Genomic DNA, 13,864 nt, shown 5'->3' on the forward strand with positions numbered 1-13,864 from the left:
AGGCCTGCGGCGCGGGGCGGTCAGTGCAAGGCCTCTTCGGCCTTCTGGATCGCGGCAAACTCTTCCTCCGGCGTGCCGGCCACCAGGTGGTGTCGGCTGTAGAAGGCAAAGTACGCAATCAGCACGCCATAGATGATCGCAGCGCCAATCACCACCCGTGGGTCGACCAGGAAACCTGCGACCACCGCCAGGCAGGCCAGCACCAGCGCCACGCCCGAGGTGAAGATGCCGCCCGGGGTCCGGTACGGACGCTCCATTTTGGGGCGTTTTATGCGCAGGGTGATGTGCGCGGCCATCATCAGTACATAGGACAGCGTAGCGCCGAATACCGCCACCAGAATCAGCAGGTCGCCCTGGCCGGTCAGCGACAGCGCAAAGCCGATGATGCCGGGGATGATCAGCGCCAGTACCGGGGCCTTGCTGCGGTTGGTCTGCGACAGCTTGCGCGGCAGGTAGCCGGCGCGCGACAGGGCGAAGATCTGCCGTGAATAGGCGTAGATGATCGAGAAGAAGCTGGCGATCAGGCCAGCCAGGCCCACCAGGTTGACGAAGCCGCCCATCCAGGTCGAGCCGCCGTAGGCCTTGGCCAGCGCCTCCACCAGCGGGTTGCCCGAGCTTTTCAGCGCTTCGGCGCCGGCGCCGCCCGGGCCGATCACCAGGATCAGCAGCGCGAAGCTGAGCAGCACCAGCATCGCACCGATCAGGCCGCGGGGCAGGTCGCGCTTGGGATTCTTGGTTTCTTCGGCGGCCAGTGGCACGCCTTCGACCGCCAGGAAGAACCAGATGGCGTAGGGGATTGCCGCCCACACGCCGACGTAGCCGAACGGCAGGAAGCTGCTGGCGCCGGCTGCGTCGGTCTTGGCGATGTCGAACAGGTTGTTCGAATCGAAGTGCGGCACCATCGCGATCAGGAACACCGCCAGGGCAATCGCGGCCACGGCGGTGATGATGAACATCAGCTTGAGCGCTTCGCCTACGCCGAAAATGTGGATGCCGATGAAGATGATGTAGAACGCCAGGTAGATCACCCAGCCGCCGATGCCGAACAGCGATTCGCAGTACGCACCGATGAACACCGCGATGGCGGCGGGGGCGATGGCGTATTCGATGAGGATCGCGGTGCCGGTCAGAAACCCGCCCCAGGGCCCGAAGGCGCTGCGGGCGAAGCCGTAGCCACCGCCGGCGGTGGGGATCATCGAGGACAGTTCGGCCAGCGAAAAGCACATGCACAGGTACATCGTGGCCATCAGCAGCGTGGCCAGGAACATGCCGCCCCAGCCGCCCTGGGCCAGGCCGAAGTTCCACCCGGCGTAGTCGCCGGAGATCACGTAGGCGACGCCCAGACCCACCAGCAGGACCCAGCCTGCGGCACCTTTTTTCAGTTCACGTTGCTGGAAATACTCGGAACCGACCTTTTCGAAATCGACGGAAGCCGGCGCGTTGCCGGAATGATCGCTTGGCATGGGGATTCACCTGTTCTTTTTTTAGTCACCGGCGGGTGCCGGTCTGTGGTGATGGTCTTGCACGAAAGGGGCCAGAACAGCTGCAAGCTTCAAGCCGCAAGCCGCAAGAGAAGGCAAATCGCATGGGGTCTGCTATTTCTTGCTGCTTGAAGCTTGCCGCTTGCAGCCGGGCTTCCTAGAAGAAGCCCAGTGGATTGATGTCGTAGCTCACCAGCAGGTTCTTGGTCTGCTGGTAGTGGTCGAGCATCATCTTGTGGGTTTCACGACCCACGCCGGACTTCTTGTACCCGCCGAACGCGGCGTGCGCCGGGTACAGGTGGTAGCAGTTGGTCCATACGCGGCCAGCCTTGATGCCGCGGCCCATGCGATAGGCGCGGTTGATGTCGCGGGTCCATACACCGGCGCCCAGGCCAAATTCGGTGTCGTTGGCAATGGCCAGGGCCTCGGCTTCGTCCTTGAAGGTGGTGATGCTGACCACCGGGCCGAAGATCTCTTCCTGGAACACGCGCATCTTGTTGGTGCCCTTGAGCAGGGTCGGCTGGATGTAGTAACCGGTCGACAGGTTGCCCTCGAGTTTTTCCACCTTGCCGCCCGTGAGCAGTTCGGCGCCTTCCTTCTCGGCGATTTCCAGGTACGAGAGAATCTTGTCGAACTGCTGCTCGGAGGCCTGGGCGCCGACCATGGTGTCGGTGTCCAGCGGGTCGCCACGCTTGATCTGCTTGATCTTCTTCATCACCTCCTGCATGAACGCCGGGTAGATCGATTCCTGCACCAGTGCGCGCGACGGGCAGGTGCACACCTCGCCCTGGTTGAAGAACGCCAGCACCAGGCCTTCGGCGGCCTTCTCGATGAAGCTCTGCTCGGCCTGCATGATGTCTTCGAAGAAGATGTTCGGCGACTTGCCGCCCAGCTCCACGGTGCTGGGGATGATGTTCTCGGCGGCGCATTTCATGATGTGCGAACCCACCGGGGTGGAGCCGGTGAAGGCGATCTTGGCGATGCGCTTGCTGGTGGCCAGCGCTTCGCCGGCTTCACGGCCATAGCCCTGCACCACGTTGAGCACGCCCGGTGGCAGCAGGTCGCCGATCACTTCGAGCAGCACGCTGATGCCCAGCGGGGTCTGTTCGGCCGGCTTGAGCACCACGCAGTTGCCGGCGGCCAGGGCCGGGGCTAGCTTCCAGGCGGCCATCAGGATCGGGAAGTTCCACGGGATGATCTGCCCGACCACGCCCAGCGGTTCGTGGATGTGATAGGCCACGGTGTTGCCGTCGATTTCAGCGGCGCTGCCTTCCTGGGCGCGCAGGCAGCCGGCGAAGTAGCGAAAGTGATCGGCGGCCAGCGGGATGTCGGCGTTGAGGGTTTCGCGTACCGCCTTGCCGTTGTCCCAGGTTTCGGTGATGGCCAGCAGTTCGAGGTTCTGCTCGATGCGGTCGGCGATTTTCAGCAGGATCAGCGAGCGCGCCTGCACCGAGGTGGTGCCCCAGGCATCGGCGGCCGCATGGGCGGCGTCCAGCGCCTTGTCGATGTCTTCGGCACTGGAGCGTGGGAACTCGGCAATCGGCTGGCCGTTGACCGGCGAGGTGTTGGTGAAGTACTCGCCTTTGACCGGTGGCACGAACTCGCCGTTGATGTAGTTGCCGTAGCGGCTCTTGAAGGAAACGATCGCGCCGTCGGTACCGGGATGTGCGTAACGCATGGTGTGTCTCCTGGCTATTGTGCTTGTAGGGAGGATGTAAAGCGTAGTGCAAGGCACGGGCCACTGCCCGGTGGCCTAGTGAAATCAAGGGCTTGGCGCCGCGCGGAGGGCGCCCCGCAGGCGCTGTGTGCCAGCCCCGGCACAGCCTGGGTGACACTCTGTACCCGTTGTGGCACACAACGTGACCCGACGGTCCCGCCACCATTGCAATGCACTGGCGGCAGGAGGATGCTGGGTTCATCTCGTGTGCGGAGAACAATAAAAAGTGCAGAGCAATCATCTGAGCCGGCACGCCCGGCAAGTGCTCACCGTCACCCAGGGCAAGGCGCTGTTGCAGGGGCCGGGCAGCGACCCGTCGATCGCCCGTTCCTGGCTGCGCTGCCTGGAGGACTACCACCTCGACCCGGCCCAGAGCGTTGCGCCCACCGTGCTCGAGCACGGGCGGCTGCTGGAGAGCCGTGAGCGCCTGCAGCAGGTGCTGCAGATCGCCGGCAACGAGATGAACAGCCTGCACCAGCAACTCTGCGGCGCCGGGCACGCGGTTCTGCTGACCGATGCGCGCGGTGTGATCCTCAACTGCGTCACCGCACCCACCGAGCGGCGCATCTTCGAGCGCGCCGGGCTCTGGCTGGGCGCCGACTGGAGTGAGGCCTGCGAAGGCACCAACGGTATCGGCACCTGCCTGGTCGAGCGCCAGGCCCTGACCATTCACCAGGATGAACACTTTCGCGGGCGCCATACCGGGCTGACGTGCTCGGCCAGCCCGGTGTTCGATCCGCAGGGCGAGCTGCTGGCAGTGCTCGACGTGTCGTCGGCGCGCCCCGACATGTCGCGCCAGAGCCAGTTCCACACCATGGCGCTGGTCAACCTCTCGGCCAAGATGATCGAGAGCTGCTACTTCCTGCGCCATTTCGAAAACCACTGGCTGTTGCGCTTTCACCTGCAGGCCGAATCGGTCGGGCTGTTCAGCGAGGGGCTGCTGGCGTTCGATGGCGAGGGGCGTATCTGTGCGGTCAACCAGAGTGCGCTGAACCTGCTGGCAACGGCACGCGGTGGGCTGCTCGGCCAGCCAGTGGAGGCGTTTTTCGACTGCGCGCTGGATGAACTGCTCGGGCGTGCCACGGCGGCCGCCAGCACCAGCTGGCCGCTGCGTACCCGCGATGGCCGTGTGCTGTTCGCCAGCCTGCGCGGCCAGGCCCGTGCGGTGGCGCCACCGCTTGCACCGTCGGCCACCAGCACGCCAATGCCGGCACAACGCATCTGCCTGGTCGACCCGGCACTGCAACAGGATTTTCGGCGTGCGCTACGGGTGTTCGAGCGCGACGTGCCGCTGCTGCTCAACGGCGAAACCGGGTGCGGCAAGGAGGCCTTCGCCAAGGCCGTGCACCAGGCCAGCCAGCGCGCGGGCAAACCGTTCGTCGCGCTCAACTGTGCGTCGATCCCGGAGAGCCTGATCGAGAGCGAGCTGTTCGGCTATCGCGGCGGCAGCTTTACCGGGGCGCGCAAGGAGGGCATGCGCGGCAAGCTGCAACAGGCCGACGGCGGCACCTTGCTGCTGGACGAGATCGGCGACATGCCGCTGGCCCTGCAGACGCGCCTGCTGCGGGTGCTCGAGGAGCGCCAGGTGGTACCGATCGGCGGCGAGCCGCAGGCGGTGGATGTGCGCATCATCAGTGCCACCCACCGTGACCTGCTGGGCCGGGTCGAGGCCGGCAGCTTTCGCGAAGACCTGTATTACCGCCTCAATGGCCTGGAGGTCGCCCTGCCGGCATTGCGTGAGCGCAGCGACAAGGCGCAGTTGCTCGACTTTGTCCTGGCCGAGGAGGCCGCGGGCCAACCTGTGCGGCTCGAGCCGTCGGCACGCCGGGCGCTGCTGGAGTTTGCCTGGCCCGGCAACGTGCGCCAGTTGCGCAATGTGCTGCGTACCCTGGTGGCCCTGTGCGAGGATGGCCGCATCGCATTCGACGACCTGCCGCCGGTAGTGCGCCAGCCCCCGGCAGCGCTCGAGCCCACGGTGGCCAGGCCGCAGGCCGAACACCCGCTGGACGACGCCGAGCGGGCCGCGCTGCTGCAGGCGCTGGAGCACAAGCGCTGGCACATGACCCAGGTGGCGGCGCAACTGGGGGTCAGCCGCAATACGCTGTACCGCAAGCTGCGCAAGCACGGGATTGCACGGGGCGCCTAGGCAAACTCAGGATGCGATTTTTCCCACCCTAAGCTACCCTGCCTCCACGTTTCGTGAGGTCGACCATGCACATTCATATTCTCGGTATCTGCGGTACTTTCATGGGCTCGCTGGCGGTGCTGGCCAAGGAGCTTGGCCACCGCGTCACCGGCTCCGACGCCAACGTCTATCCCCCCATGAGCACCCAGCTCCAGGCCCAGGGCATCGAGCTGCATCAAGGCTATGACGCCGCCCAGCTGGAGCCGGCCCCCGACCTGGTGGTGATCGGCAACGCACTGTCGCGGGGCAACCCGGCGGTGGAGTACGTGCTGAACAAGGGCCTGCCCTACGTGTCGGGCCCGCAGTGGCTGGCTGACCACGTGCTGCAGGGCCGCTGGGTATTGGCCGTGGCCGGCACCCACGGCAAGACCACCACCAGCAGCATGCTGGCCTGGGTGCTGGAGCATGCCGGGATGAGCCCGGGCTTTCTGATCGGCGGTGTGCCGCAGAACTTCTCGGTGTCGGCGCGCCTGGGCGCCACGCCGTTCTTCGTGGTCGAGGCCGATGAGTACGACAGCGCGTTCTTCGACAAGCGTTCCAAGTTCGTGCACTACCGTCCGCGCACCGCCATTTTGAACAACCTCGAGTTCGATCACGCAGACATCTTCCCTGATCTGCCTGCCATCGAGCGCCAGTTCCACCATCTGGTGCGCACCATTCCGAGCGAAGGCCTGGTCATTCACCCCACCACCGAGCCGGCCCTGCAGAAGGTGATCGAGATGGGCTGCTGGACCCCGGTGCAGACTACCGGCGCCGGTGGCCAGTGGCAGGTGAAACTGCTCAGCGCCGACGGTTCGCGCTTCGAAGTCAGTTTCGAAGGCCAAGCCCAGGGCGTGGTGGAGTGGGAGCTGACCGGCCAGCACAACGTGGCCAACGCCCTGGCCACCCTGGCCGCTGCCCGCCATGTGGGCGTGGTGCCGGCCATCGGGATTGCCGCCTTGAGCGCGTTCAAGAGCGTCAAGCGGCGCATGGAAAAGGTCGCTGAAGTCCAGGGTGTGACCATCTATGATGACTTTGCCCACCATCCGACCGCCATTGCCACCACCCTCGACGGGCTGCGCAAGCGCATCGGCGACGCCCCGTTGATCGCGGTGATCGAGCCGCGCTCCAACTCCATGAAGCTGGGCGCCCACCGTGATGGCCTGCCCCAGAGCGTGTGCGATGCCGACCAGGTGATCTGGTATGCACCGCCCAATCTGGGCTGGGACCTGGCCGCCACCGCCGCCGAGTGCACGGTGCCGTCGGTTGTCGCCGACAGTCTCGAGGCGATCATCGAGCGGGTCAAAAGCCAGGCCGCGCCGGGCACCCAAGTGGTCATCATGAGCAACGGCGGCTTTGGCGGGCTGCACGGCAAGCTGGCCGAGGCACTGCGATGAGCGGCCCGGAGCGCATCACGCTGGCCATGACCGGTGCCTCCGGGGCGCAGTACGGGTTGCGTCTGCTCGATTGCCTGGTGCGTGAAGACCGCGAGGTGCATTTTCTGATCTCCAAGGCTGCGCAACTGGTGATGTCGACCGAGACCGACGTGGTGTTGCCGGCCAAGCCGCAGTCGATCCAGGCGTTTCTGACCGAGTACACCGGCGCTGCGGCCGGGCAGATCCGGGTATACGGGCGCGAGGACTGGATGTCGCCGGTGGCCTCGGGCTCCGGGGCGCCGGCAGCGATGGTGGTGGTGCCCTGTTCCACCGGCACGCTGTCGGCAATCGCCACCGGGGCCTGCAACAACCTGATCGAGCGGGCCGCGGACGTGACCTTGAAGGAGCGTCGGCAGTTGATTCTGGTGCCGCGCGAGGCGCCTTTCTCGACTATCCACCTGGAGAACATGCTCAAGCTGTCGCAGATGGGCGCGGTGATATTGCCGGCCTCGCCGGGCTTCTATCACCAGCCGCAGACCATCGACGACCTGGTGGATTTTGTGGTGGCGCGGATTCTCAACCTGCTGGATGTTCCGCAGGACATGCTGCCGCGCTGGGGCGAGCACCATGTTGGCGGCGAGGAGTGAAGGCGCTGCTGGTGGCAGGCCTGGCGGTGCTGGCACTGAGCAGCGGCTGCGCCACGGTGCGCACGCTGGATGCGGCCAAGCCGGGGGCACCGGTGGTGTATTCGGGTACGCGGCTGGATCTGTATGCGCTGCGGGGCGGTTGCTGCCCTGAAGACCGTTTTGGCGCGCCGGCACCGGCGTACCCGGGGCTGGACCTGCCGGGCAGTGCACTGCTCGATACGGTGTTGCTGCCGTTGTCGGTGCTGACGGTGCTGGGGGTGGGGTTTCAGGCTACCGGCGGGTTGTAGCCAGCGGCCTCATCGCGGGTCGAGCCCGCTCCCACAAGGGGCTGAGCTGTCCTTGTGGGAGCGGGCTCGACCCGCGATGAGGCCTTTGAATTACTTACCCAATCTACGCAGTTCATCGGACTCCACGGTCCGGACCCCGTCCTGCTCTTCCAGCGCCAGGCGCCACAGCGCCCGCGCCAGTTGGCAGGCTTCGATGCCGCGGTACTTGCCCGGCAGCAGCCGCGACAACGGCCCGGCAAACTGCTCACCGAGCCGAGGCTCGATACGCTCGCCCAGCAGCACCGACGGCCGCGCGATTGTCAATTGCGGCCAGTCCTGCGCCATGAGTGCCTGTTCCATCTCGCCCTTGACCCGGTTGTAGAACACCGACGACTTGGGGTCGGCGCCAATCGCGCTGACCACCAGCAGGTGCCGTGCACCCATTTCCCGCGCCCGCTTGCTGAACGCCACCACCATGTCCAGGTCGACGGCGCGAAACGCCGTTTCTGAACCTGCCTGTTTGATGGTGGTGCCCAGGCAGCAGAAGGCGATGTCCACCCGGCCGCTCAACTGCGGCAGGAACACCGCCGGGTCGCCGACCGGGTTCTCCAGGTGCGGGTGTTCGGCCAGCGGCCGGCGCGTGGGGGCCAGCACACGGCTCACGGTCGGCTCGTTGAGCAGCCGATCCAGCAAATGCTCACCAGTCAGCCCGGTGGCTCCGGCAATCAGGATGTGCTGAGGCGTCAGGTACATGATGTCTCTCCCTTGATACAGTCAGCTTAGTGGCTGCTTGTATTTTCTGCTTGTACCGCATCGGCACTTTGCAGTGCTTTTCGTGCCTGTTGCTGGCGCAGCTTCTGCCAGTGCTGCAGCACCCGTTGCGGCGCCCACAGCTGAGGTTCGGAAGCCTCGAAGCCATCGGCCTGCTCGCGCTGCTGCACCGTGGTCTTGGCCAGTTCGAAGGCCTGCTGCAGGTCGTCGGTCTGGTTCAGTGCCCGGGCGAACAGTGCTTCGCCGAAATAGGTGAAGTCGGCCTCTTCGGAGCAGCCGAATGACACCCGGTCGGCACGCGATGCGGTCATGATCAAGGTCTTGTCGTCCTTGAGTGAATCGATGTAACCCCCCGAGTAGCACGCAGAGATCACGATTATCTTGTCACGTTCCTTTAGTGGGGCAAGCGCGGCCGAGAGTTCATCGGCGGGCAGGTCGGCCAGTTGCAGGCGCGGCAGATCCAGCACCAGTTCATGTTCGTGGCTGCCGTGGCTGGTCAGGTAGATGAACACCAGGTCTTCGGGGCCGCTGCGCTCGGCCAGGGTGCGTGCGGCCCGCGCCAGGTTCTCGCGGGTGGCCAGGGGGCGGTCGGCCATGTGGTCGCGGTGGTTGACCAGGGCGACCTGGCCAGTGGCGCCGAAACGGGTCTTGAGCATGTCGCTGACGTAGTCGGCCTCGCGCATGAACACGCTCTGGTTGCCATCGCCGGCCAGGGCCAGGCTGTACAGCTCGATTGCCGGGGTAGAGGCCGGTACCTGGGCCAGCGCCTTGTCGAGCAGGGTGCCCTGCTTGAGCAGGGCCAGCTCCAGGGGGTCGGGCAACAGGCGCCCGTGTTCGTCGCGCACGCGCAGGCCGTTTACCCAGTGGCCGCTTTCGACGCTGCCGTCGACCTGCGTCAGCCGGCCTTTGCCCTGGTAGGTGTCGTTTTCGAAACCGCCGACGTACAGGCTGCCGTCGGGCAATTGCAGACGGCCCTGGCCGGCGAAGCGCCAGTCGCGAAACTCGCCCTTGTAGTGGCTGCCGTCGCTGCCGAACAGCTCGCCCTTGCCGGTCAGCGAGCCGTCGCGGAACTGGCCGATCCAAACGTCGCCATCGGCGTTTTCGTAACGGCCGCGACCTTGCAGGTGGTTGTCCTTGAATTCGCCGATGTACTGGTCGCCTTCGGCGCTGTTGAAGGTGCCGCTGCCCTGCAACTGGCCGTCGACGAAGCGCCCGCTGAACTGGTTGCCACTGGCATCGCTGCGGATGCCTTCGCCGTGGGGTTTGCCCTTGGCGAACAGGCCCTGGTACTGGCTGCCGTCGGCCAGGGTCAGTTCGCCGGCGCCGTTGTACTGGTCGTCCTTGAACTGCCCGCGATACTGTACCTGGCCTTCCCTGAGGGTGCCTTCGCCGTCACGCCGGCCAAGCTTGAAGCCGCCGCTGTAGTGGCTGCCCGGGGTGGTCAGCTCGCCCTGGCCGTGAAACAGACCCTGCTGGAACTCGCCGCGGTACACCTCGCCATTGCTGCCGTGCCATTCGCCGCGGCCCTGCCACTGGCCCTGCTGGAAGTTGCCGGCATACCAGCTGCCATTGGGGTAGTCGATGCGCCCCGGGCCCTGCAGCAGGCCATTGACCACGTCGCCACGGTAGCGGCCGCCATCGGGCAGGCGTGCATCGGGCGGTGACAGCGGTTCACCGTCGCCACAGGCGGCGAGCAGCAGGGTCAGGGCAAGGGGTACGAATGGGCGCATGGCGGGGTCCGGGCAAGTCAGGCCCCGAGTATGCCGCAGTTTGTCGCGGGTGAAACAGCCGCTGGCAGCTGTTTCACCTTGGGCGGGTCAGACGAAGCAGAGCGACAGTGGCTCGGCGATATAGGCGGGTTTGTCCTGGCCTTCGATTTCCAGGGTGGTGGTGGCCTTGAGCAACCACTGGCCCGGTTTCTTCTCGATGGCCTCGCTCAGGTCGACCTTGAGACGAACCCGCGAACCGACCTTCACCGGCTGGATGAAGCGCACGCTGTCCAGGCCATAGTTGACGACCATCTTCAGCCCCTCGGGCAGCACGAGGATGTCTTCCATCAGCTTGGGAATCAGCGAAAGGGTGAGAAAACCGTGGGCAATGGTGCTGCCAAATGGCGTTTTTGCCGCCTTCACCGGGTCCACATGAATGAACTGGAAGTCGCCGGTAGCCTCGGCGAACAGGTTGATGCGCTCCTGGTCGATGGTCAGCCACTCGGAACGTCCCAGTTCCTTTCCAACGTACTGCGCCAGCTCTGCAACGGGTACATAGGGCATTGCGACTCTCCTGGTTGTCTTTGATTTTGTTGTGACTGCTACAGGTTCGACTGCTTAAGATCAGCACGCCGACCGGATGCGGTCAAGTCACCGTTGTTTCAGCGAATATCGGGGTATAGACCAGTCGTTAGCGTGCTTATAATGGCCGCCAGGCCTGAGGGAGAAGTGCAATGTTGTTGCGTGGTTTGACGTGGCTCGTGCTGTTCCAGTTGCTGGGGACGGCGATCAATCACCTGTTTCTGTCGATGCTGCCGGGGCCGATCATCGGGCTGGTGCTGTTGCTGGCGTACCTGATGCTGCGCGGCGAGGTCAGTGCGCCGTTGAGCGAGGCGGCCAGCAGCCTGCTGCGCTACCTGCCGTTGCTGCTGGTGCCGCCGGCAGTGGGTGTGATGGTGTACGCCGCCGACATTGCTGCCGACTTCTGGGCCATCGTCGGTTCGCTGGTGCTGTCGGTGCTGATCGCCCTGGCGTTCTGTGGCGTGCTCATGCAGAAGATGATTGCCCGTCAGGCCCGTCGTGAGGAAAAGCCATGAGCCTGGACTGGCACGGCGCCCTCGATGCGGTCATCCACCACCCGCTGTTCGGCATCGGTATCACCCTGGGGGCCTATCAGCTGGTGTTGGCGGCCTATGACAAGACCCGCTGGATCTTCCTGCAGCCGGTACTGGTATCGATGCTGGTGGTGATCGGTGTACTGGTGACGTGCGGCGTGTCCTACGCCGAGTACCGCAAGAGCACCGAAATCATGAACATCCTGCTGGGCCCGGCCACCGTGGCCCTGGCGGTCCCGCTCTACCTGAACCTGCGGCGTATTCGCCAGCTGTTGTGGCCGACCTTGACTACGCTGGTAATCGGCGGCCTGGTCGCGACCTGTGCCTGCCTGTTGCTGGGCTGGTGGTTCGGTGCCGAACACATGATCCTGATGACCATGGCGCCCAAGTCGGTGACTTCGCCGATTGCGATGCTGGTGGCCGAGCAGATCGGCGGGGTGGCGGCGCTGGCGGCAGTGTTCGTGCTGATCACCGGGGTGATCGGGGCGATCTTCGGCCCGGCCCTGCTGTCGGCCTGCGGGGTGAGCAGCCCGGAAGCCCGCGGCATGGCACTGGGCATCAGTGCGCACGCGGTGGGCACGGCGGTGGCGTTGGAAGAAAGCGAGGAAACCGGGGCCTTCGCGGCCCTGGGCATGAGCCTGATGGGAGTGGTCACGGCGGTGTTCCTGCCGTTGGCGGTCAGCCTGGTTGCCTGAGGATATTCGATGACATTGCCCCTGTTTCCACTCAATACCGTGCTGTTCCCCGGCTGCAAGCTCGACCTGCAGATCTTCGAGGCGCGCTACCTGGACATGATCGGCCGCTGCATGAAGCAGGGCGGCGGGTTCGGCGTGGTGTGCATCCTCGAAGGCGAGCAGGTGGGCAATGCCCCGTCGGGGTTCGCGACAATCGGCTGCGAGGCGTTGATACGCGACTTCCAGCAGCAGGACAACGGCCTGCTGGGCATTCGCGTCGAAGGTGTGCGGCGCTTCGATGTCGGCCCCTACGAGGTGCAGAAGGACCAACTGCTGCTGGCCGACGTGAACTGGCGCAGCGAACAGCCCGACGCCCCCCTGGAGGAGGACGATCACGACCTGCTGGCATTGCTCGGCGCGCTGGGCGAGCACCCGATGGTGGCGGCACTGGATATGCCGGTCGAAGTCATCGGCCAGCAGGCACTGGCCAACCAGCTGGCCTACCTGCTGCCCTTCGAGGATGAAGACAAGCTCGACCTGCTGGCCATCGATTCGCCCCGCCAGCGCCTGGACGCGATCCAGGCGCTGCTCGAGCGGCTGCAGGGCGAGTTGTTCGCCTAGGTCTCAGTACTGGTAGCGCAGCAGGGCATGGGGCAAGGCATGCAGGGCGAAGAACGCCAGGGTGCCGGCGCAGGCCGGCAGGATCAGCCACCACACCTTGAGCGGCATGGCGCCGAGCGGTTCGCGGTGCTGCACCAGGCTCAGGCTGGCGGCGCACACGCAGCAGGCCAGCAGCGAGCCGGCGAGGATGTCGGTGGGCCAGTGTGCACCCAGGTAGACCCTGGACAGGGCAATCGACATCGCCGGCAGGCACCCCAGCAGAATCCAGGTCAGGCGCATGCGTGGCGGCTGGCCACGACCGGCCAGCACCGCCAGCGTCAGAAAGAACGCGAATGACGCCGAACTGTGGCCACTGGGCATGCTGTAGGAGGTCAGCGGGTCGCTGAGCACTTCGGGGCGCGCGCGGGCGAACAGCCACTTGAGTGTGCCGTTGGCCAGCGCCGTGCCCATCAGCGTGCAGGCGGCGAAGATCGCCGGGCGCCACTGCCGGCTCAGCAGCAGCAGGCCGGTGAGCACACCGCCCACCACGAACTGCGTACGGAAGTCGCCCAGGCGGGTGATCAGTACGATGGTGCCGTCCAGCGTGGCGCGGCGGTGTTCCTGCACCAGGGTCATCAGGCCCTGGTCGAAATCGTTCAGGTACGGCCAGCCGATGAACACCGCAGCCAGCATTACCAGGCTCAGGCCGGCGATCAGCCGTGTGCCGTAGCGCTTGCTGCGCAGGCTGGTGCTGATGCTCAGGCCGATCAATAGTGCGAGGCCGGCGGCGATGATGCCTGCTTCGGTCCAGAACCCTTCGGGCAGCGGCAGGCGCATGGCCGCGCCGGTGGCCCAGCCGGGCAGCAGGTAGGCCACCGCCCAGCCGGCACCTGCCAACAGGCTGACGGCGATGAAGCGTGGCAAGGGCATGTCGAACATGCCCGCCACCATCGGCAGCATCGGCCGCAGCGGGCCGATGAAGCGCCCCACCAGCAGGCTGGCGATGCCATAGCGCTGGAAGTAGCTCTCGGCGCTGCCGATCCATTCGGGGTGGTGGCGCAGCAGCGGCAGGCGCCGGATGTTCTGGTGGAAGCGCCGGCCCAGGGTGTAGGAAATCGCATCGCCCAGCAGCCCGCCCAGAAAGCCCAGCAGCAGGGTTTCGCTCAGGCCCAGTGCGCCGCTGCCGGCGAGAACCGCCACGGCGAACAGCAGGATGGTGCCGGGCACGATGAGCCCGGCGATGGCCAGGCATTCGACGCAGGCCACGATGAAGATTGCCAGGCCGAGCCATTGCGGGTTCGCGGTCAGCCAGCCGGTCAGGCTGTCGAGCCATGGGCCCATGGT

13 protein-coding genes are annotated in these 13,864 nt (G+C 65.6%); 7 read left to right on the top strand and 6 right to left on the bottom strand.

Translation table 11 applies throughout. The features are described from left to right. Positions 1-20: 20 nt before the first annotated feature. Together eat and CR917_RS03580 are read right to left on the bottom strand one after the other, a co-directional pair. The gene (gene eat / locus CR917_RS03575; protein WP_043863921.1) at positions 21-1,463 is read right to left on the bottom strand and encodes an ethanolamine permease; all 1,443 of its coding nucleotides are present in this window, start codon (positions 1,461-1,463) and stop codon (positions 21-23) included. Between the two features lie 175 nt (positions 1,464-1,638). Next, positions 1,639-3,159, bottom strand: coding sequence for an aldehyde dehydrogenase family protein (locus tag CR917_RS03580; protein WP_043863920.1), 1,521 nt, complete (start codon positions 3,157-3,159; stop codon positions 1,639-1,641). A 265-nt stretch (positions 3,160-3,424) separates the two neighbouring features. Here CR917_RS03580 and CR917_RS03585 point away from each other — a divergent pair, with 265 nt between their 5' ends. From CR917_RS03585 to CR917_RS03600, 4 genes are all read left to right on the top strand, one after another. Further along, the gene (locus tag CR917_RS03585; RefSeq protein WP_104571892.1) at positions 3,425-5,344 is read left to right on the top strand and encodes a sigma-54-dependent Fis family transcriptional regulator; all 1,920 of its coding nucleotides are present in this window, start codon (positions 3,425-3,427) and stop codon (positions 5,342-5,344) included. Positions 5,345-5,409: 65 nt separating this feature from the next. Next, positions 5,410-6,759, top strand: coding sequence for a UDP-N-acetylmuramate:L-alanyl-gamma-D-glutamyl-meso-diaminopimelate ligase (mpl, locus tag CR917_RS03590; protein ID WP_104571893.1), 1,350 nt, complete (start codon positions 5,410-5,412; stop codon positions 6,757-6,759). After that, a complete protein-coding gene (gene ubiX, locus CR917_RS03595; protein ID WP_043863917.1) occupies positions 6,756-7,385 on the top strand; it encodes a flavin prenyltransferase UbiX in 630 nt (209 codons plus the stop codon). Before mpl ends, ubiX begins: the two co-directional genes overlap by 4 nt. Next, positions 7,382-7,672, top strand: a complete 291-nt coding sequence (locus CR917_RS03600) for a YceK/YidQ family lipoprotein (protein ID WP_088514348.1) — start codon at positions 7,382-7,384, stop codon at positions 7,670-7,672. Before ubiX ends, CR917_RS03600 begins: the two co-directional genes overlap by 4 nt. Before the next feature lie 90 nt (positions 7,673-7,762). Here the strand turns inward: CR917_RS03600 and CR917_RS03605 are convergent, their stop codons facing one another. The 3 genes from CR917_RS03605 to CR917_RS03615 form a co-directional block, all read right to left on the bottom strand. Continuing rightward, complete coding sequence (locus CR917_RS03605) at positions 7,763-8,404, bottom strand: oxidoreductase (RefSeq protein WP_043863915.1); 642 nt, start codon at positions 8,402-8,404, stop codon at positions 7,763-7,765. A 26-nt stretch (positions 8,405-8,430) separates the two neighbouring features. Then, a complete protein-coding gene (locus CR917_RS03610) occupies positions 8,431-10,152 on the bottom strand; it encodes a C13 family peptidase (protein WP_078481390.1) in 1,722 nt (573 codons plus the stop codon). Between the two features lie 87 nt (positions 10,153-10,239). After that, positions 10,240-10,695, bottom strand: coding sequence for a MaoC family dehydratase (locus CR917_RS03615; protein WP_043863913.1), 456 nt, complete (start codon positions 10,693-10,695; stop codon positions 10,240-10,242). A 170-nt stretch (positions 10,696-10,865) separates the two neighbouring features. Between CR917_RS03615 and CR917_RS03620 the strand changes: the two genes are divergently transcribed. The 3 genes from CR917_RS03620 to CR917_RS03630 are packed head-to-tail and all read left to right on the top strand — an operon-like array spanning position 10,866 to position 12,541. Further along, positions 10,866-11,228 carry a CidA/LrgA family protein gene (locus tag CR917_RS03620; RefSeq protein ID WP_043863912.1) on the top strand — a complete coding sequence of 121 codons (363 nt, stop codon included), beginning with the start codon at positions 10,866-10,868 and terminating at the stop codon, positions 11,226-11,228. A gap of 2 nt (positions 11,229-11,230) precedes the next feature. Then, a complete protein-coding gene (locus tag CR917_RS03625; RefSeq protein WP_173925073.1) occupies positions 11,231-11,941 on the top strand; it encodes an LrgB family protein in 711 nt (236 codons plus the stop codon). A 9-nt stretch (positions 11,942-11,950) separates the two neighbouring features. Continuing rightward, entirely contained in the window at positions 11,951-12,541 is a 591-nt protein-coding gene (locus CR917_RS03630) for an LON peptidase substrate-binding domain-containing protein (RefSeq protein ID WP_043863910.1), read from the top strand. A 3-nt stretch (positions 12,542-12,544) separates the two neighbouring features. On the opposite strand, the gene CR917_RS03635 is transcribed toward CR917_RS03630, so the two are convergent. Beyond that, complete coding sequence (locus CR917_RS03635) at positions 12,545-13,861, bottom strand: bifunctional DedA family/phosphatase PAP2 family protein (protein ID WP_054916340.1); 1,317 nt, start codon at positions 13,859-13,861, stop codon at positions 12,545-12,547. Between the last annotated feature and the right edge of the window lie 3 nt (positions 13,862-13,864).

Source organism: Pseudomonas sp. BRM28 (assembly GCF_002939405.1).
Taxonomy (GTDB): domain Bacteria; phylum Pseudomonadota; class Gammaproteobacteria; order Pseudomonadales; family Pseudomonadaceae; genus Aquipseudomonas; species Aquipseudomonas palmensis.

Bases quoted from the DNA above. Each gene is read 5' to 3' on its own strand.
- eat (WP_043863921.1), bottom strand. From the start codon at position 1,463: ATGCCAAGCGATCATTCCGGCAACGCGCCGGCTTCCGTCGATTTCGAA.
- CR917_RS03580 (WP_043863920.1), bottom strand. From the start codon at position 3,159: ATGCGTTACGCACATCCCGGTACCGACGGCGCGATCGTTTCCTTCAAG.
- mpl (WP_104571893.1), top strand. From the start codon at position 5,410: ATGCACATTCATATTCTCGGTATCTGCGGTACTTTCATGGGCTCGCTG.
- ubiX (WP_043863917.1), top strand. From the start codon at position 6,756: ATGAGCGGCCCGGAGCGCATCACGCTGGCCATGACCGGTGCCTCCGGG.
- CR917_RS03605 (WP_043863915.1), bottom strand. From the start codon at position 8,404: ATGTACCTGACGCCTCAGCACATCCTGATTGCCGGAGCCACCGGGCTG.
- CR917_RS03610 (WP_078481390.1), bottom strand. From the start codon at position 10,152: ATGCGCCCATTCGTACCCCTTGCCCTGACCCTGCTGCTCGCCGCCTGT.
- CR917_RS03615 (WP_043863913.1), bottom strand. From the start codon at position 10,695: ATGCCCTATGTACCCGTTGCAGAGCTGGCGCAGTACGTTGGAAAGGAA.
- CR917_RS03620 (WP_043863912.1), top strand. From the start codon at position 10,866: ATGTTGTTGCGTGGTTTGACGTGGCTCGTGCTGTTCCAGTTGCTGGGG.
- CR917_RS03630 (WP_043863910.1), top strand. From the start codon at position 11,951: ATGACATTGCCCCTGTTTCCACTCAATACCGTGCTGTTCCCCGGCTGC.
- CR917_RS03635 (WP_054916340.1), bottom strand. From the start codon at position 13,861: ATGGGCCCATGGCTCGACAGCCTGACCGGCTGGCTGACCGCGAACCCG.